The 16,913-nt window shown below is 75.4% G+C and carries 17 protein-coding genes; 6 read left to right on the plus strand and 11 right to left on the minus strand.

Annotation, left to right across the window (positions count from 1 at the left end; all coding sequences use genetic code 11):
- Positions 1-16 precede the first annotated feature (16 nt).
- Positions 17-1,216, plus strand: a complete 1,200-nt coding sequence (gene serA, locus WHI96_RS04580) for a phosphoglycerate dehydrogenase (protein WP_345650826.1) — start codon at positions 17-19, stop codon at positions 1,214-1,216.
- Between the two features lie 4 nt (positions 1,217-1,220).
- Here the strand turns inward: serA and WHI96_RS04585 are convergent, their stop codons facing one another.
- The gene (locus tag WHI96_RS04585; protein ID WP_345650829.1) at positions 1,221-1,700 is read right to left on the minus strand and encodes a hypothetical protein; all 480 of its coding nucleotides are present in this window, start codon (positions 1,698-1,700) and stop codon (positions 1,221-1,223) included.
- 367 nt (positions 1,701-2,067) lie between these two features.
- Here WHI96_RS04585 and WHI96_RS04590 point away from each other — a divergent pair, with 367 nt between their 5' ends.
- Together WHI96_RS04590 and WHI96_RS04595 are read left to right on the plus strand one after the other, a co-directional pair.
- Positions 2,068-2,256 carry a hypothetical protein gene (locus WHI96_RS04590; protein WP_345650832.1) on the plus strand — a complete coding sequence of 63 codons (189 nt, stop codon included), beginning with the start codon at positions 2,068-2,070 and terminating at the stop codon, positions 2,254-2,256.
- Between the two features lie 30 nt (positions 2,257-2,286).
- Complete coding sequence (locus tag WHI96_RS04595) at positions 2,287-2,829, plus strand: histone-like nucleoid-structuring protein Lsr2 (RefSeq protein ID WP_345650835.1); 543 nt, start codon at positions 2,287-2,289, stop codon at positions 2,827-2,829.
- Positions 2,830-2,866: 37 nt separating this feature from the next.
- Here the strand turns inward: WHI96_RS04595 and WHI96_RS04600 are convergent, their stop codons facing one another.
- Together WHI96_RS04600 and WHI96_RS04605 are read right to left on the minus strand one after the other, a co-directional pair.
- Positions 2,867-6,283, minus strand: coding sequence for an arabinosyltransferase domain-containing protein (locus WHI96_RS04600; protein WP_345650837.1), 3,417 nt, complete (start codon positions 6,281-6,283; stop codon positions 2,867-2,869).
- A gap of 53 nt (positions 6,284-6,336) precedes the next feature.
- A complete protein-coding gene (locus tag WHI96_RS04605; protein WP_345650839.1) occupies positions 6,337-6,990 on the minus strand; it encodes an antibiotic biosynthesis monooxygenase in 654 nt (217 codons plus the stop codon).
- 112 nt (positions 6,991-7,102) lie between these two features.
- Between WHI96_RS04605 and WHI96_RS04610 the strand changes: the two genes are divergently transcribed.
- The 3 genes from WHI96_RS04610 to WHI96_RS04620 all read left to right on the plus strand — a co-directional run bounded on the left by WHI96_RS04610 (position 7,103) and on the right by WHI96_RS04620 (position 9,996).
- Positions 7,103-7,558, plus strand: a complete 456-nt coding sequence (locus tag WHI96_RS04610) for a GNAT family N-acetyltransferase (RefSeq protein WP_345650841.1) — start codon at positions 7,103-7,105, stop codon at positions 7,556-7,558.
- 539 nt (positions 7,559-8,097) lie between these two features.
- Positions 8,098-8,529: a hypothetical protein gene (locus tag WHI96_RS04615; protein WP_345650844.1), complete on the plus strand. Its 432-nt coding sequence runs from the start codon at positions 8,098-8,100 to the stop codon at positions 8,527-8,529.
- Between the two features lie 381 nt (positions 8,530-8,910).
- The gene (locus WHI96_RS04620; protein ID WP_345650847.1) at positions 8,911-9,996 is read left to right on the plus strand and encodes a pentapeptide repeat-containing protein; all 1,086 of its coding nucleotides are present in this window, start codon (positions 8,911-8,913) and stop codon (positions 9,994-9,996) included.
- Between the two features lie 6 nt (positions 9,997-10,002).
- Here the strand turns inward: WHI96_RS04620 and WHI96_RS04625 are convergent, their stop codons facing one another.
- From WHI96_RS04625 to pxpA, 8 genes are all read right to left on the minus strand, one after another.
- Positions 10,003-10,614: a hypothetical protein gene (locus WHI96_RS04625; RefSeq protein ID WP_345650850.1), complete on the minus strand. Its 612-nt coding sequence runs from the start codon at positions 10,612-10,614 to the stop codon at positions 10,003-10,005.
- A gap of 69 nt (positions 10,615-10,683) precedes the next feature.
- A complete protein-coding gene (locus WHI96_RS04630) occupies positions 10,684-11,490 on the minus strand; it encodes a hypothetical protein (RefSeq protein ID WP_345650853.1) in 807 nt (268 codons plus the stop codon).
- 138 nt (positions 11,491-11,628) lie between these two features.
- Positions 11,629-12,558 carry a hypothetical protein gene (locus WHI96_RS04635; protein WP_349302344.1) on the minus strand — a complete coding sequence of 310 codons (930 nt, stop codon included), beginning with the start codon at positions 12,556-12,558 and terminating at the stop codon, positions 11,629-11,631.
- A gap of 161 nt (positions 12,559-12,719) precedes the next feature.
- Entirely contained in the window at positions 12,720-13,691 is a 972-nt protein-coding gene (locus WHI96_RS04640) for a 5-oxoprolinase subunit C family protein (RefSeq protein ID WP_345649769.1), read from the minus strand.
- Positions 13,688-14,560: a 5-oxoprolinase subunit B family protein gene (locus WHI96_RS04645; RefSeq protein ID WP_345649771.1), complete on the minus strand. Its 873-nt coding sequence runs from the start codon at positions 14,558-14,560 to the stop codon at positions 13,688-13,690. Before WHI96_RS04645 ends, WHI96_RS04640 begins: the two co-directional genes overlap by 4 nt.
- Positions 14,557-15,909, minus strand: a complete 1,353-nt coding sequence (locus tag WHI96_RS04650; protein ID WP_345649774.1) for an acetyl-CoA carboxylase biotin carboxylase subunit — start codon at positions 15,907-15,909, stop codon at positions 14,557-14,559. The genes WHI96_RS04645 and WHI96_RS04650 overlap by 4 nt, the downstream gene beginning before the upstream one ends.
- Positions 15,906-16,151 carry an acetyl-CoA carboxylase gene (locus tag WHI96_RS04655; RefSeq protein WP_020625095.1) on the minus strand — a complete coding sequence of 82 codons (246 nt, stop codon included), beginning with the start codon at positions 16,149-16,151 and terminating at the stop codon, positions 15,906-15,908. The genes WHI96_RS04650 and WHI96_RS04655 overlap by 4 nt, the downstream gene beginning before the upstream one ends.
- A gap of 15 nt (positions 16,152-16,166) precedes the next feature.
- On the minus strand, positions 16,167-16,892 hold the full coding sequence (pxpA, locus tag WHI96_RS04660; RefSeq protein ID WP_345649778.1) for a 5-oxoprolinase subunit PxpA: 726 nt from the start codon (positions 16,890-16,892) through the stop codon (positions 16,167-16,169).
- Between the last annotated feature and the right edge of the window lie 21 nt (positions 16,893-16,913).

The raw sequence follows: 16,913 nt of genomic DNA on the forward strand, positions 1-16,913 counted from the left end.
GTCCTAGGTTGGACGCGTGAAGGTCCTGTTGCTGGAAAACATCCACCCCGGCGCCGCCGAGGCGTTCCGACGCGATGGCTTCGAGGTCGAGACCCGACCCGGGTCGCTCAGCGGCGACGAGTTGCACGACGCGCTCGCCGGTGTGCACCTGCTCGGCATCCGCTCCAACACCACGATCACCGCCGAGGTGCTCGACGCCGCCAAGGACCTGCTGGCCGTCGGCTGCTTCTGCATCGGCACCAACCAGATCGACCTCACCGCGGCCGCCGAGCGCGGCATCGCCGTGTTCAACGCGCCGTACTCCAACACGCGCAGCGTCGTCGAGCTGGTCATCGGTGAGATCGTCGTCCTGGCGCGGCGGCTGACCGAGAAGACCCAGCGGATGCACGAGGGCGTCTGGGACAAGTCCGCCAAGGGCGCGCACGAGTTCCGCGGCCGCACCCTGGGCATCGTCGGCTACGGCAACATCGGCACCCAGCTGTCCAACATGGCCGAGGCGATCGGGCTGCAGGTCGTGTTCTACGACACCGCCGACCGGCTCGCGCACGGCAACGCCCGGCGGATGCCGAGCCTGGACGCACTGCTGGCCGAGTCCGACGTCGTCTCCATCCACGTCGACGGCCGTCCCGGCAACGCCGGCCTCTTCGGCGCCGAGCAGTTCGCCCGGATGAAGCCCCGCTCGATGTTCATCAACGCCTCGCGCGGAATGGTCACCGACGAGCACGCCCTGCGGGAGAACATCCTCTCCGGGCACCTCGCGGGCGCCGCCGTCGACGTGTTCCCGGTCGAGCCCAAGGCCCAGGGCGACGAGTTCGACTCGCCGCTGCGCGGCCTGGACAACGTCATCCTGACCCCGCACATCGGCGGGTCGACCCAGGAGGCGCAGGAGGGCATCGGCACCTTCGTCTCGCGCAAGCTGCTCGACTTCGTGCAGCTCGGCGCCACTCCCCTGTCGGTGAACCTGCCGAACGTCGGCGCCCCGAACCCGCCCGGGGTGTTCCGGACCGCCTACCTGCACACCAGTACCCCCGGTGTGCTCGCCGACATCAACCGGCTGCTGGCCGACGCGGGCGTCAACGTCGTCGGGCAGTCGCTGTCCACCGGCGGCGACCTCGGCTACGTGCTGACCGACACCGACCGGATCCTGCCCGAGGACGTGCTCTCGGCGCTCCGCCGGGCCGCCCAGACCGTCTGGCTGCGGTCCTACCGGCTCTGAGCGCTCAGGCGCAGGCGTTCGCGCCGTACTCCTCGACGTCGGAGGGGTGCATCGGGCCGTACACCCCGTGGAACACGACGAACTCGACGCCGGTCGGGCGGTGGAACAGCCCGCCCGTCCGGCGCCGGTACACCAGCGGCGCGCAGCGGTACCCGAACAGCGCCCGCGCCCACCCCTCGGCCTCGCCGCGCGCCAGCGGCTCCGATCCGGTGACGGCGAGCTCCCAGATCCCCACGCCGGTCGCCGGGGAGCTCCGGTCCGGTGCGGTCGAGGCCACCAACGTCAGCTCGCCGGTCCCCCGCATCGCCGGGACGACGGTCCGCGCGCGGTGCCAGTCGGCCACCGGGTGCGGGTAGGGGTAGGTCAGCAGCCCCTCGCGCAGCGCGGTCACGGGTCCCCCGTGTTGCTCGTGGATCAGCTGCGCCAGGTCCACCGACCGCTTGCGGCGCAGGTCGGCGTTGACCAGACCGGCTTCGACCGTCATCCCCGTGGCCTCATTTCCGTCCCCGCGTCCCGGGACGGACCTCCGGCGCTGAGGCGGCGCGGTGGGGCCCGACGCCCGGGTGGGAGGACCCTCGAACGGTCCGGCGTCGGTACCGTGTTCTACGGATCGTAGAGCATTCTAGATCACGCCCGGCGTCCGGGCGAGAGCGGGATCACATGATCGTCGGATCACACGACGGGCCGGTGGCGCCCGCTCCACCTGGTCCAGCCCCGTCCCTCCACCCGGCGGGCACGTCTCAAGAATTGCTCAAATACCGCGCCGACCCATTCGGCACGCTCCTATCGTCGGTACATCGCACTTTCACCGGCGGCGGGTGGCCGCGTACCGACCCGGCGAGGAGAACATCATGAGCGCAGTCGTCGCAGTACTGCTGGTCATTGTCCTGATCGGCCTCGCCGTCCTGATCGGAACGCTTCGGGAGGTGCGTCCGACCAGGCCGAGTGTGATCCGGGCGCGGGAGTTCCGCCGTTCAGCCCGGCCGGGCGCCCACGATTCGGGGAACACCCGTCGTTATGCTTCCGGCGACCCCGGGTGAATCCGGGACGGCGAACCGGGAGGAACTGCAGTGGCGAAGGTCGAGACGATCCGGCTGGTCGACGACATCACCGGCGGCGACGCCGACGAGACCGTCGACTTCGGGCTCGACGGCCGCCGGTTCGAGATCGACCTGACCGCGGTCAACGCCGCGGCGCTGCGGGACGCGCTCGCCCCGTTCGTCGGGGTCGCGCGCGCCGCGGGGTCCCCGCGCACCGGCCGGAACGCGGGCGTGTCCACGCCGTCGGGCGGGCGCAGCGGCGCGGACGGCTCGGACACCGCCACCCGCGAGCACAACCGGGCGGTGCGGACCTGGGCCCGGGAGAACGGCTGGACGTTGTCCGAGCGGGGCCGCATCCCGTCCGAGGTCGTCGAGGCCCACCGCCGCGCTCAGGACGGCGACGCGGCGGGCACCGCACCGGCGACACCGGCCACCGGGACACCCGCCACGGACGAGCCCGCCGCCGAGGCCGTCCCGACCGCAGGGGCCGTCCCGGACGGCGAGACCGGGGACCGGGCGCCCGCGGAGCGCAGGCAGCCCTCCGCGGCACCCGCGGTCGAGTTCAGCGGCTGATCCCGCTCCCCCGGGCCGGGCCGGCCCGGGGTCGCCGTCACCGGCTCGGGGACGGGACGCCCGGCGGCGGCGCCGGCAGCGGACCGGAGCTGTAGAGCCCGGACCGGTCGACGTCGCGACGCTCCAGGGTCGGCGCGACCGCGTTCGGCCGGTACGGCTGGATCGCCTGCACCTTGCCCCAGTCCCGGCCCGGGTCGCCCTCGAGGTAGGTGGGCAGCTCCGCCTGCTTGCCGATCACGGTGATCCAGCCCAGGGGGCCGCCGGCCTGCGGGGACGACCAGCCCTCGCCGTCGCCGCGCATCTGACTCCCGTCGGCCTGCAGCCGGTAGGCCGGGACCTCGGCGATCCCGCCCGCGGTGCGGAACGGGTGCAGGCACGGGCTGGCCAGCGACACCGGGTACTCCAGGAACATCGGCTGGTCGCCCACGACCTGCGACAGCGGCGCCAGCTGCGGCGCGCGCAGCGGTGCGACGGCGAGCCACCCGTCGTCGCCGAGCGAGTTGTCCTGCACGACCATCCGGACCTCGGTCGCCGCGCGCGCGGTCTCGGGCAGGTCGAACCGCAGCTCGCGCCACGGCATCTCCTCCACCCGGCCGTCGTCGAGGGCGGTCTGCTCGACCACGCGGACCCGTCCGTCGGACAGCCGCGTCGCGTACTGGACGGTGAGCCGGTTCCCGTTGCCCAGGCGCCCGGCCGCGGTGACGACCAGCGGCGTGGTGCCGGCGCGCTGCTCGGCGGTCAGCATCACCCAGGGGGTACGCAGGGTGCCGGTGTTGCGGTCGCCGCGGGGCAGGTAGCTGCCGAACGCGGGCGCCGCGTCGCTGCCCAGGCCGCCGGACAGGACGTACTCGAACCCGGACGCCCCGGTCCCGCCGCCGGTCGGCGGGATGCCGTTGCGGACGAAGCCGCCGCCCCCGCTGTTGGGGTCGAGCAGCTGGGCGTCGGGGCTGTTCGCGGGGACGACGCCCGGCGGCAGCGGCGCCGGGGTCGAGGTCGGTTCCCCCGGCGGGGGCGGCGGGGCGACGGTCGGGAGCAGCCCGGAGCGGGCCGGTGCGGCCATCCCGGTCGGTTCCGGGGCGGGGGGCAGCACGCCGTCGACGGGGCGGCGTTCGGCGAACACCTGGTTGGCGAGCCCGCAGGACCCGCCGAACGGATGCGACAGCGCGTCGGCGCCCATCGTCCAGGTCCCGGAGCGGTCCTGGACGGCCGAGACCATCGACCACACGTTGAACGTGACGAGCAGCCCGCACAGCACGGCCAGCGGTGCCGAGGTCAGCCGCAGCCGCCGTGTCGCCCGCAGCGCCGACGACGCGTCGCGGCGCCAGTCCCGGGCCCGGACCCAGCGGCCCACCAGCGGGATCCGCCCCAGCGCCCGCTCGACGCCTGCGAGCTGGTCGGGGTGGCGCTCCTCGCGGATACCGCGCAGGTGCTCGACCCCGGCGCCCGCGGCGAGCAGCAGCGCGACGAGCAGCAGGATCGTGGAGAGCTCGTAGCCGGCGACGGTGACCTGCTCACCGGCCCACGGCACGCCCCAGTTGTTCGTGTACCACCACAGGTTCGGCCCGGCCGCGGACAGCGCAGCCACCAGGAACACCGCGGACAGGAACGCGAGCCGGTTGCGCAGCGAGCGCAGCACGTCCGAGCCGGTGGCGATCGCCGCGAGGGCCACCGTGCCCGAGCCGAGGCCGACCAGGTCGCCGAAGTGGTGGGTCCACTTCGTCGGGGTCAGCGCGAAGATCAGCAGCGCGATCACGGTGCTGCCGATGAGACGCTGGGCAGGCCCGAGCGCGGCGCCCGGGATGCGGTTGCGCCGGATCAGCACGACCACGCACGCCAGCAGGCAGAGGATGACCAGCAGGATCGGGAACCGGCGCGCGATGGAACCGTCCGCGAGCCCCTCGAACAACGGCGCGTAGCGCTGGGCGATCTCGGTGTACCAGGGCCAGTCCGGTCCGATGTCGGACCGCAGCCGGGTGGAGTCGATCACCGCGGCCCAGCTCTGGTCCGCCCAGGCGATCATCAGGATCGCGGTGCCCGAGGCCAGCAGCGGCGCGAGCACCGGGACCGTGCCGACGGCCCGGATGCGGGCCGCGAGCAGGTGCCACAGCGGGCGCACACCGGCGATGAACGGCGCGATCGCGATCAGCCCGGCCGGGTTCGCCCCGACCGCCATCGACGCCGCGAACAGGCCGAGCGCGACCGGGAGCAGCCGCTGCAGGGCCAGCGCCCGCTCGACGCAGACCAGCGCCAGCAGCGAGCACACGACGACGACCGGCTCGGGCCGCAGCCCGGAGTTGTAGGCCATCCAGAACGCCAGGAACACCATCCCCGCGGCCCAGGTGGCGGCGCGGGAGCGGCGGGCCTGACGGCCCAGGCGCGGGAGCAGTCCGCGGGAGACCAGCCACCAGGCCATGATCCCCATCAGCACCGAGGGCAGCCGCAGCCACAGCAGCGAGTCCGAGACCCGCACCCACAGCGCGTAGAGGTCGTAGAACCAGCCGAACGGCGCCTCCGCGGCGTCGTACCAGCGGTAGTAGTTGCCGACGTAGCCCGAGGTGGGGACGTCGCGGACGATGCCGAGGGTGAACCCGTCGTCGGAGGTCTGGCCCCCGATCGCGGCCCACCCGACCAGCACCACCGTGACGATCAGGTCGATCGGCCGGGGCCTCGCACGGGACCACCAGCGGCGCAGCCGCGGCGGCCACCGCCCGGCGAGACCGCCGATGGCGTCGCGCCCCGCCCGGTGCGGGCTGCGGCCCAGGTGCCGGTCGACGCCGGCCAGCGCGAGCAGCGAGCCCAGCAGCGCCACCACGGCGACGACGGTGGCCGCGGTCTTCCACACCGACGGGCTGGTGTCGAAGCGGGTGTCCGGGGTGATCCGGACCGCGGTACCGGCCGTCGGGTCGAGCGCGGTGTCCAGGTCGGAGTAGATCCCCACGACCTGCGGCCGCAGGTCGCCCTCGAAGGTCTGCGCGCCGGAGCCCAGGTCGATCGTGGTGGACGTGCCGTCGGAGGTGACCCGGACCTCCGAGGGGCCGGCCCGCAGTGGCGCCGTGGCGAGCTGCTGGCCGCGGTCGACCAGCGCGAGCTGGCCGTCGGCGACGGTCAGGACCATCCCGGAGCGGGCGCCCTCCGGCGACTCCGGCGGGACGGTCGACAGCACCGTGGCGGAGCCGTCGGTGCGGTCGTCGAGGCTGCGGATCGCGTCGGCGGGGACGACCACGGACATCGTCTCCGGGCGCAGCGCGACCAGCGGCGCGTTGACGTCGGCGGTGCCGTCCGTCACCGACGGCCAGACGATCGTGGTGGTGTGCTGCACCACGGGCAGGAACGGCACCGCGACGGCGAGCACGAACGCCAGGAGGCCGAGCCGGCCGGCCCAGCGCAGGCGTCGACGGTCGCGGAGCGTGTCGACCGGAGCCGGCGCGGCGACCGTCGCTTCGGAGGTGAGCACCGAACGACGGTAGCGGCCTCGCTCCGTGTGATCCGGGGAGCCCCCGGGGGTGATCAGCCCACCGGGACGTGGTGCCGGTCGCGGAACCGGCGGCCCTGCAGCCACCAGCCCAGCACACGGGTGATCCAGGGCAGCATCACGTACACCATGACCGGGGTCAGGACGACCGTCGTGACCGCCAGCCGCGGCACGACGTGCCAGTCCGCGAGCAGCGCGCCGAGGGTCACCGTGGCCAGCAGGTTCATCGGGAAGAAGACGAGCCAGATCGTCGTCGCCTGCTTCCAGCGGGGCGGGGTGACCTGGGGCGGGCCCGCCGTCTCCACCGCGGTGGGCTGGTCGAACCAGCCCTCGATCCCGGTGCGGCGCTCGGCCCGGGTCATCTCGGCCAGGCCCTGGGCGGACCCGAGCCACCAACGGCGCTCCGGGCTGGCCTCCCAGCGGCCGAGGGACTCCGGGGAGTCGAAGCGGGCCAGCATGTGCCATTCGTCGGAGCCGTCGCGGCTGCGGACCCAGCCGCCGCCGAGGAAGCCGGGGAACCCCTCGGCCATGAGCAGCCCGGAGCGGATCCAGGCGGTCATCTCCGCGGCGTGCCCGGGGTCGGCGCGACGGGTGAACGAGACCGTGACGGGGTCGCCGCCGGTCGGTGCGGGAGCGGACGCGGCGGCGGGGGTGGTGCCGTCGGCCCGGTCGCGGGTGTCGAGGGACATGCCCCTCATGGTGACCGCCGACCCGGCGGACTCCCAGCCCGGCCGCACGACATCACTCCGGGACACTCTCCGGAGCCCGCTCCCCCGCCGTCCCGCGTCGAGAGGTCCCGCCGTGCCCGTACCCGTCCTGCGCCGGGCCACGGTCCGTGACGTGCCGTCCGTCGTCGCGCTGCTGGCCGACGACCCGCTCGGCGCCACCCGGGAGACCCCGGAGGACCTGGCGCCCTACCTCGCCGCGTTCGCCGAGCTCGACGCCGACCCCCGGCACCTGCTCGTGGTCGCCGACGACGACGGCACGGTCGTCGGGACCCTGCAGCTCACGCTGCTGCCGGGCCTGGCCCGGCGCGGTGCACTGCGGGCCCGGATCGAGGCGGTCCGGGTGGCCACGGGTCGGCGCGGCGAGGGGCTCGGGGCGACCATGGTCCGGTACGCCGTCGACGAGGCCCGCCGACGTGGCGCGGTGCTCGTCCAGCTCACCTCCGACCGGTCCCGTACCGACGCCCACCGGTTCTACGAGCGCCTCGGGTTCCTCCGGACCCACGACGGCTTCAGCCTCCCCCTGACCTGACGGCGGCCGCTCCCCCGGCCCGGTTCGGCCCCGCCTCGTCGTGGCGAGTTCGTCGTCGTCGTTTCGGTGACCACGGGAAGGCGTCAATGATCCATTGACTCCAGGGGAAACGGGGCCGTCACCTCGATCCGGCGTACGGGTCGCGGCGAACCCGGGGCACAGACGGGTCCGGAGGCGGCGGGTGGACGGCTCCCCGTCTCCTGATCTGCCGGCGCGTGGCGACGTCGCCTCTCCCGGCACCGTGCCGCCACCCCGGTCCGCCGCCACTCACCCCGCCTGTCCGGCGCCGCGGTGCACCACAGCGCGGCCACCGACGCCGAGCCCGCCCCACCGGACGGCCCGCACAGGGCCGTCCCCAGCGCCTCGTGGACCTCCTGGACCTCCTCCCGGACGGCCGGCACCCGGTCCCGCCGCCGTGATCCCGGCTGCCGCGCCCCGGCCGGCGGCGCCCGCGGTCCTTCTCGTGTCCCGCTCCCCCGCGACACGCCGGTGTCGCGCAACGGTTGACCGCGCGTGCGCGTCAATGAACCATTGACAGCATGAGGTACGACGAAGCGCAGCGCTGGCTGGAACGGGCCGACCCCTCGATCGCGAAGAAGCGGGAGTCCATCACCGAGCAGCTGGACGGGATGAAGGAGCGCGCGGCCGACGGCGTCCTCACCCACGACGGGGCCGCCGCCTGGTACGCCCTGGTGCAGGAGATGCGTCGGCTGGCCGACTACTACGAGCGCGACCTGATCCGCACCCTGCGGGCCGGCGGGATGACCTGGAAGGAGGTCGCCGACGCCGTCCAGGCCCAGCTGTCGAGCCGTCAGGCGGCCCAGGCCAAATGGAAACGCCTGGTCGACCCGACCCGGCGGACCACCAACGGGAACATGCGCCGCGGCGGACGTCCCCGCCACGACCAGGTCCCCCGGCACGCCGGGACCACGGAGCCGGACGGGAGCACCGGGCAGGATCGGACGGAGTAGCCACTCCTCCCCGGACGGCCCTGTCCGGTCACGGTGCGCAACCTGCGGTGACCGCCGTCGTCGACCCTCGTGACGACGGCACCCGAGGAGGCCGCCGGTGGCCGGACAGGGCGACGACCGGCGCAGGTGCGGCGGTCGTCTCGATCGCGGTCGCGGTGTGCACGGTCGGTCTCGCTCCGGTGCCGCCCGCCCGGGCGGCGGCACCGGAGCCCGAGCAGGTCGCGTCGGTGCAGGACCTGCTGGACCCCTCCCCACCCGGGTCGAACGACTGGGGCTGCCGGCCGTCGGAGGCGCACCCGGAGCCGGTCGTCCTCGTCCACGGCCTCTCGGCCGACCAGGGGAGCAACTGGGCCTCCATGGCCCCGCAGCCGGCCCAGCGCGGTGTTCTCCCTGACCTACGGCCGCAACCCCCTGGCCTCGCCGCCGCTGACCCGGGTCGGCGGGCTCGCCCCGATGGAGGACAGCGCCGCCGAGCTCGCCGCGTTCGTCGACCGGGTGCGCGGGGCCACCGGTGCCGCGAAGGTCGACATCGTCGGCCACTCCGAGGGCTCACTGATGCCGAACCACTACGTCCGGTTCCTCGGCGGCGCCGACGAGGTCCGGCGCTACGTCGGCCTCACCCGCTCCGGGACGGCACGGACACCGCCGGGCCGGCGTTCCTCGACCGGACCGGTGAGCAGCTCGGCCTCGGCCCGGCCGTCGGCACCGTCCTCGGCCCGTCCCACGCGAACCCGGTGCGCAGCCTGCCGGTGGCCCCGGACGCACCGGCCGCCGCCTGACCGTGCCACGCTGTCGCCCGTGACGGCGGTGACGACGGCGGAGGACCTGCTCGCGGCGGCCCGGGACGGCGTCGAGGTCGGCTCGGCCGTCCTCGACGAGACCGACCTGCGGGAGACCGACCTCGCCGGGCTGGTCCTGCGGGGCGGCTCGCTCGCCGGGGCCGACCTGCGCGGCGTGCGGCTGGTCCGGGCGCGGATCACCGCGACGTCGCTGGCCGGGGCCGACCTGCGCGAGGCGGACCTGACCGACGCCGTGCTCAGCGGGGTCGACCTGTCCGGGGCCCGGCTGGCCGGGGCGACCCTCGGCGACACCCGGTTCACCGGCTGCCGGATGATCGGCACCGTCCTGCGCGGTCTGCGGGGGCTGACGGCGTCGTTCGTCCTGGACGACTGTTCGCTGCAGCTGGCGGACCTGCGCGACGTCGCGATGCGCGGGCTGCGGATCGCCGACTGCGACCTGTCCGAGGCCGACCTCTCGGGCGCCGACCTGCGCGACGTCCGGTTCGAGCGGTGCCGGCTGCGGGGCACGGTGCTGCGGTCCACCCGGCTCGACGGCGCCGACCTGCGGGGCTGCGACCTCGGCGAGGTCACCCCGGACACCCCGGGCGAGCTGCGCGGGGCGATCGTCTCCCCCACCCAGGCGGGCGCGATCTGCGCGGCGCTGGGGCTGACGGTGCTCGAGCCGTAGGCCGGGTCAGCCGACGGGGCGGTCGAGGCCGCCGCGGCGCATCGCGTCGTCGACCTGGCCGGCGATCCACGGGTCGTCGTCGCACTGCGGTCCGGTCGCGGTGAGCGGGCCGAGCCGGACGACGTCCGCGGCGCGGCAGAGCGGCGAGGTGTCGGTGAGGTCGTCGTCCCCGGTCTGCTCGTCGGGGACGACGGGGCGCGAGACGTCCGCGACCCGGTCCTGACGGGCCGCCTCGTCACGGTGGTAGGCGGCGAGCTCGGCGTCCCCGGCGGCGCGGGCCGCGTCGGCCCGGGACCGTGCCTGGTCGCGCAGCTCGGCGGCCACGGTGCTGACCCGGCCCGCGGTCCGCGCGTCGCCCGCCCGGGTGGCGGCGTCGCGGGCCCCGCCGACGGCGTCCAGCACGATCTCGCCGCGCCCGGGGACCGCGACGGGTTCGGTCACGTCGACGGCCGTGGCGTCGGCGGCTGCGGCGGCGGGGGTGGCGTCCCGGGCCGGGTCCGTGCCGTCGGCGCCGCCGGCGAGGGCGGCCGCCAGACCGGCTCCGCCGACCAGCGGGACGGTGCCGAGCAGGGCCAGGCGGCCGGGCGTGGTGCGTGGACGTCGGTGCCGTCCGCTCATCGTGATCGCCTCCTGTTCTGACGGTAGCCGGAGCCGGAGGGGCTCAAACCTGCATCGCCCGGCCGGACGTCAGCAGGGCACGATCACGGACCGGACGACCCGGCAGACGACGCCCTCGGTGCGCGGGACGCCCCCGGTCGGGGCGGGGGCCGCGGTCCGGGTGTCGTCGGGCGCGGTGCCGGTCGGCGGGGCCGAGGTGGGGCTCGGGTCGGGCGGGGTCGTGGGTGCCCCGCTCGGGGGGACGGTGGCGCGGCGGCGCGCGTCGGCCTGCTCGCGGGCCCGTCGGGCGGCACGGTCCTGCTCCGCGCGCCGCTCCGCGGCCCGGCGCTCCTGTGCGGCCACCTCGGCGGCCCGGCGTTCCTCGGCGATCCGCCGGTCCTCGGCGATGCGGGCCGTGGCCGCCCGCACCGCCCCGTCGGCGACGGCGGCCGCGCGCGTCTCGCGGGCCGCGACCGGTGCCGTGGTCGGCGCGACCCCGGTGTCGGAGCCGTACCAGCGCGACGGCATCGGGATCGACGAGGCGTCGTCGACGGTCGGGCCGGAGGCGAAGGTCGGTACCGGGACGTGGTCGTCGACCCGCTGGTCCGCCGGAGCGACCCCGCCGAGCACCCCGGTCCCGAGGAGGCCGGCGACGGTGACCGCGGCGACCAGCACCACCGGGACGACCCCGGCCAGGGTGATGCGCAGGCGCCGGCGGCCCCGCGGCGGCCGGGCCCGCCCCTCGACCGGTCGTGGCGCGTCCCACGTGCCGACGGGCGCCGTCGCGGTCGCGCCCCGGGAGCGGGCCGCGGAGCGCGGTCGCGCCTGGGGCCCGACCGTGGCCGGGTCCGGGCCGGCCGGGTCGGCCTCGCCCGGGATCCGGTGCCGGCCGGTCACGTGGTGGAGCCGCTCGCCGTGCGCATGGGGTGATCGTCACCGGCGGACGGCGGTACGACCATGCACCGAACGGGTGTGTCGCCATCGCGGGCCGTCCCGGTGGGGTGAACCGCGCGCCGCCCGGACGGGCGGCCGGGCTCAGCCCCCGAGCAGCGACCGCGCGGGTCCGGGCACCCGGACGTCGACGGGCGGGGTCTCGGCGATCCGCAGGCGTAGCCGGAGCAGCGCGCCGTCCGCCACACCGGTGCTCGGGTCGGCCGGTGCGACGGCGCCCGGGGAGACACCGGAGGAACCGCTGCCGGTCGGGTCGTCGTCCTGCGGCGCGGTGGACCGTGGGGCGGCGTGTGGCGGGACGGCCACGCGCGGGGCGGGTACCACCGGCCGCGGGACCGTCGGCCGGGACGGGGCGGACCACCCGGTGTCCCTGCTCCGTCCGGTGTCCCGGTCCGGTCCGGTGTCGTCGCCGGGTGCGCTGGCGTCGTCCGGCGCGGTGTCGTCGGCCGGGGGCGTGTCGTCGGCCGGGGCGGTGTCGGCCGGGGCGGTGTCGGCCGGGGCGGTGTCGGCCGGGGCGGTGTCGGCCGGGGCGGTGTCGTCCGGAGCGGTGACCTGGCCGGGTGCCGGCGCGGTCCCCGTGCCGGGCGCGACGGCGAGGGGTCCGGGCGCGGTGCGGTCACCGGCCGTGCCGCCGGCCGGGCCCGCCGGAGCGGGGCCGTCCGCCCCGCCGGTCGACGGCGGTGCGGCGGAGCGCGGCGCGGCGCCCCCGCCGGACCGGACCGGGCCGGGCCCGCCGGTGGCCGTGCCCGGCTCCCGGGGCGATCCCGCCGTGGGGTTCCGGGGCGCGGCGGCCGCGGCGTCGGCGGCCGCCCGCACCGGTGCCTGCGCAAGCGGTGCCGGGTCGGCCATCCGCGCCGGGGAGCCCCCGCCGGGCACCGCGGGACCGGCGGCGAGCGGCGCGGCCGGGCCGGGGTCGGTCTGCTCCCCCTGCCCCGCGACGGGCTGCTCCCCCGGCGTCACGGTGACGACGACCGCCGCGGCGAGGGCGAGCGCCCCGACCACGGGGACCGTCACGGCCAGGACCCGCCTGACCGGTCCGGCCCCCGCCGTCCTCCGGTGCCTGCCGCTCATCGCTCGGTCCTCCCCCGCGTCCGGTACCGCCTCGCGTCACCGAGCGTCGAGTCTGGACCAGACGGGGCCCCCGGGGCCACCCCGAACGGGTGAGCGGCGCGGTCTCACCGCTCCAGCGCGCGATGCACCCGCGCGAGCCGGTCCTTCCGCTCGGCCCGCAGCGACAGCGCCGTCTCCAGGTCGACCGCTACGAACCGGGTCCGGGTGCGCGGCGCCGACTGGGCGACGACGTCGAGGTCCCCGGAGATCACCGTCGCCACCATCATGTAGCCGCCGCCGGACACCGCGTCCCGGTGCAGCACGATCGGCTCGACACCGCCCGGGACCTGGATGGAGCCGATGGGGTACGGCGAGTCGACGATGTTCGACGGGTCCTGGCCCGCCCCGAACGGCGGCTCCCGGTCGACGGTCTCCAGCTCGCCACCGGTGTAGCGGAACCCGATCCGGTCCGCGACCGGGGTCAGCGTCCACGTGGTGTCGAGGAAGGTGCCGCGGCCGCGGTCGGTGAGCCGGTGGTCGTAGAGCCCCATCACGACCCGGACCTCGACGTCCTTCGCGAGCGACGGCCGCAGGTCATCGGGTACGACGAGCCCGGCCCGGCCGGTGCCGGACCCGACGGGCAGGACGTCGCCCTCGGCCAGCGGCCGGCCGTCGAGCCCGCCCAGGGCGCCGAGCGCGTAGGTGGCGCGGCTGCCGAGCTTCTCCGGCACGTCGATCCCGCCGGACACCGCGAGGTAGGCCCGTGCGCCGGCCTTGAGGTAGTCGAAGGCCAGCACGTCGCCCTCGGCGACGTCGAAGGACTCCCACACCGGGCGGGGCTCGCCGTCGACCGTCGGCGTGATCGTCGCGCCGGCCACCGCGACCGTCGCCGGGCCGGTGAACACCAGCTCCGGGCCCAGGTAGACGATCTCCAGTGCGGCGGCGCCGTCCGGGTTCCCGACCAGCGCGTTCGCGCAGGTCAGCGAGTACTGGTCCAGCGCGCCCGACGGCGGGATGCCCAGGTGGTAGTAGCCGGAGCGGCCACCGTCCTGCACGGTGGTGGACAGACCGGGCTTGCGGACCTCGATGCGTGTCACGCGAGCACCTCCAGCAGGCGCGTGTTGTAGCCGTCGGGGTCGTCGAGGAACGGTTGCAGGTCGAACGCCACCGGCCGGGCGGTGATCCGGTACTCCCCCGCCTCGGCGGCGGCCTGGAGCTGGTCGTACTCGTCGCGGTCGATGCCGCGGAACGTGACCATGTCCCCGGGCCGCATGAACACCATGTGCTCGGTGAAGTCGGGCTTGGTCTGGGTCGGGTCGTAGATCGGCGCCGGGGTGATGCCGAACATCTGGTAGCCCCCGGCGCCGCGCACCGAGTAGATGCAGGAGAAGCAGCCGCCGTAGCCGACGGTCTGCTTGGGGGTGTCGGTGCGCGGGCGCAGGTACTTCGGCACCACGATCTGCCGGTCCCGGGGCACCATCTGGTACTTGAACGGCAGCCCGGCGACGAAGCCGACCATCGAGGTGAACCAGGGCGAGCCGGAGTGCGCGGCGATGAACTCGTCCACACCGGCGTAGCCGTTGATGCGGGCCGCGTACTCGATGTCGGTGACCTCGGGGTCCTGGTGGCGGTCGCGGAACCGCATCAGGGTCTCGGTGGTCCACGGGTCCTGGTAGAGCACCGGGATCTCGACGACCCGGCAGTCCAGGGTGACCCCGAGGGCGTCGCCGACCCGGGTCTCCAGCTCCTTCAGCTGCGCCATCAGGGCGTGCGGGTCGAGCACGTCGGGGTCGTAGCGCACCTGGTACGACGCGTTCGCCGGGCAGATCTCCAGGATGCCGTCCGGACGTTCGGAGCGGAGCAGGTTGGTGATCGCGACGGCCTTGAAGTTGGCCTGCAGGCTCATCTGTTCGGCCAGCTCGACGAACACGAACTCGTCGCCGCCCCAGCTGTAGCGGGCGCTCATGAGGTCCCCTTCCCTTCGGCCAGCCAGTGTTCGAGGGTCCCGGTGTGGAAGTCGGCGTCGGCGACCCACGGCTCCCCGGCCAGGGTGCGGAGCAGCCCGGCGGTGGTCGGGATCCCGGCGACGGAGAACTCGTCGAGCGCACGCCGGGACCGGGCCAGCGCCTCGGTCCGGTCGGCACCCCACACCACGACCTTCGCCAGCAGCGAGTCGTAGTACGGCGGGACCGTCCCGTCGGGCTCCAGCCAGGTGTCGCAGCGCACCCACGGACCGGACGGCAGCGTGACCCGCCCGACGCCGCCGGGCTGGGGCAGGAAGTCCCGCTCCGGGTCCTCCGCGCAGACCCGGAACTCGATCGCGTGCCCGCGCCGCTCGATCCGGCCCTGGGTGAACCGCAGCGGCTCCCCCGCGGCGACGCGCAGCTGCTCGGCGACCAGGTCGATGCCGGTGACGAGCTCGGTGGTGGGGTGCTCGACCTGGATGCGGGTGTTCATCTCGATGAAGAAGAACTTGCCCGTCTCGTCGTCGACGAGGAACTCCACGGTGCCGGCCGAGGTGTAGCCGACCTCGCGGCACAGCGCGACCGCCGCGGCCGTCATCGCCTCGCGGGTCGCCCCGGTGATCCCCGGCGACACCGCCTCCTCGACGACCTTCTGGCGGCGGCGCTGCAGCGAGCACTCCCGCTCGAACAGGTGGACGGCGTCGCGGCCGTCGCCGAGGACCTGCACCTCGACGTGCCGGGCGCGCTCGACGAACCGCTCCAGGTACATGGTGCCGTCGCCGAACGCCTTCTCCGCCTCGGTCGAGGCCTGCCCGAACGCGGTGCGCAGCGCGTCGGCGTCGGCGACGACCCGGATGCCCCGGCCCCCGCCGCCCGCGGCGGCCTTGAGCATCACCGGGTAGCCGACCTCCTCCGCGGCGGCGACCGCGGCGTCGGCGTCGGCGACCCCGCCGGGGGTGCCGGGCACGGTCGGGACCCCGGCGGCGCGGGCGACCTCCCGGGCCGCGACCTTGTCGCCCATCCGCTCGATCGTCGCCGCGTCGGGGCCGACGAAGGTCAGGCCCGCGCCGGCGACGGCGGCGGCGAACGACGCCCGCTCGGACAGGAACCCGTAGCCGGGGTGCACGGCGTCGGCGCCGGTGTCCTTCGCCGCGGCCAGGATCGCGTCGGCGACCAGGTAGGACTTCGACGCGGGCGAGGGCCCGATCGCCACCGCGGTGTCGGCCAGGCGCACGTGCAGGGCGTCGGCGTCGGCCTTCGAGTGCACCGCGACGGTGCCGATGCCCAGGTCCCGCGCGGCCCGGATGATCCGGACGGCGATCTCGCCGCGGTTCGCGACGAGCAGCCTCATGCCGTCTCCACCACCGCCACGGGCTGGCCGGCGTCCACCTCGTCCTCGTCGCCGACCAGGAACTCGACGACGGTGCCGGTGGCGCCCGCCGGGATCTGGTGGAAGGACTTCATGACCTCGACCAGGCCGATCGCCTGGTCGTCGGTGACGGCGGCGCCGTCCTCGGCGAAGGGCGGGCTGCCGGGGTCGGGACGGCGGTAGAACACGCCGGGGATCGGGGAGACGACCTCGTGTCGGGGCACTGCGGGTACTCCTTCTCAGCTGCTCAGGTGGGGCGTCAGCGCGTCGTGCACGGCACGGGCGAGCTCGACGGCGTTCGGGGTGTCGGAGTGCACGCAGACCGAGTCGGCGCGCACGGTGAGCTCCTTGCCGTTCTCCGAGGTCGCCTTCCCCTCGGTGACCGCGCGCAGGGCGCGTTCCGCGGAACGCGCCGGGTCGAACGCCTCGTGCTCCCGGGTGATGATCAGCGAGCCGTCGTCGCGGTAGTCGAGGTCGGCGTAGTACTCGGCGACGAACCCCGCGGGCCGGTCACCCCAGACCTGTTCGTGCACGGTGCCGACCATGCCGACCAGCGGGGCGCCGAAGACGTCCGCGGCGTCGGCGATCGCGGCGGCCACCTCCGGGTCCCGGGCCGACATGCCGTAGAGCGAGCCGTGCACCTTGACGTGGTTGAGCTCCATGTCGTGCGCGCGCAGGAACCCCGCCAGCGCGCCGATCTGGTAGACGACGCCGGCGGTCAGCTCCTCGCGGTCCAGCCTCATCTCGCGGCGGCCGAAGCCCTCCCGGTCGGGCAGCGACGGGTGCGCCCCGACCTTCACCCCGTGCCGCTCGGCCAGCGCCACGGTCCGGGCCATGACCCGGGGGTCGGAGGCGTGGAAGCCGCACGCCACGTTGGCGACGGTCACGAGCGGCATGAGCCCCTCGTCGTCGCCGCAGTGGTAGATCGAGTACGACTCGCCCATGTCGCAGTTGATGTCCACCATGTCCGGTCTCCCTCCCGGTGG

Source organism: Pseudonocardia tropica, from assembly GCF_040105315.1.
Taxonomy (GTDB): domain Bacteria; phylum Actinomycetota; class Actinomycetes; order Mycobacteriales; family Pseudonocardiaceae; genus Pseudonocardia; species Pseudonocardia alni.

What these genes read in the sequence shown, in the direction of transcription:
- WHI96_RS04585 (WP_345650829.1), bottom strand. Translation starts at nt 1,700, where the DNA reads ATGACGGTCGAAGCCGGTCTGGTCAACGCCGACCTGCGCCGCAAGCGG.
- WHI96_RS04590 (WP_345650832.1), top strand. Translation starts at nt 2,068, where the DNA reads ATGAGCGCAGTCGTCGCAGTACTGCTGGTCATTGTCCTGATCGGCCTC.
- WHI96_RS04605 (WP_345650839.1), bottom strand. Translation starts at nt 6,990, where the DNA reads ATGTCCCTCGACACCCGCGACCGGGCCGACGGCACCACCCCCGCCGCC.
- WHI96_RS04615 (WP_345650844.1), top strand. Translation starts at nt 8,098, where the DNA reads ATGAGGTACGACGAAGCGCAGCGCTGGCTGGAACGGGCCGACCCCTCG.
- WHI96_RS04625 (WP_345650850.1), bottom strand. Translation starts at nt 10,614, where the DNA reads ATGAGCGGACGGCACCGACGTCCACGCACCACGCCCGGCCGCCTGGCC.
- WHI96_RS04645 (WP_345649771.1), bottom strand. Translation starts at nt 14,560, where the DNA reads ATGAGCGCCCGCTACAGCTGGGGCGGCGACGAGTTCGTGTTCGTCGAG.
- WHI96_RS04650 (WP_345649774.1), bottom strand. Translation starts at nt 15,909, where the DNA reads ATGAGGCTGCTCGTCGCGAACCGCGGCGAGATCGCCGTCCGGATCATC.
- pxpA (WP_345649778.1), bottom strand. Translation starts at nt 16,892, where the DNA reads ATGGTGGACATCAACTGCGACATGGGCGAGTCGTACTCGATCTACCAC.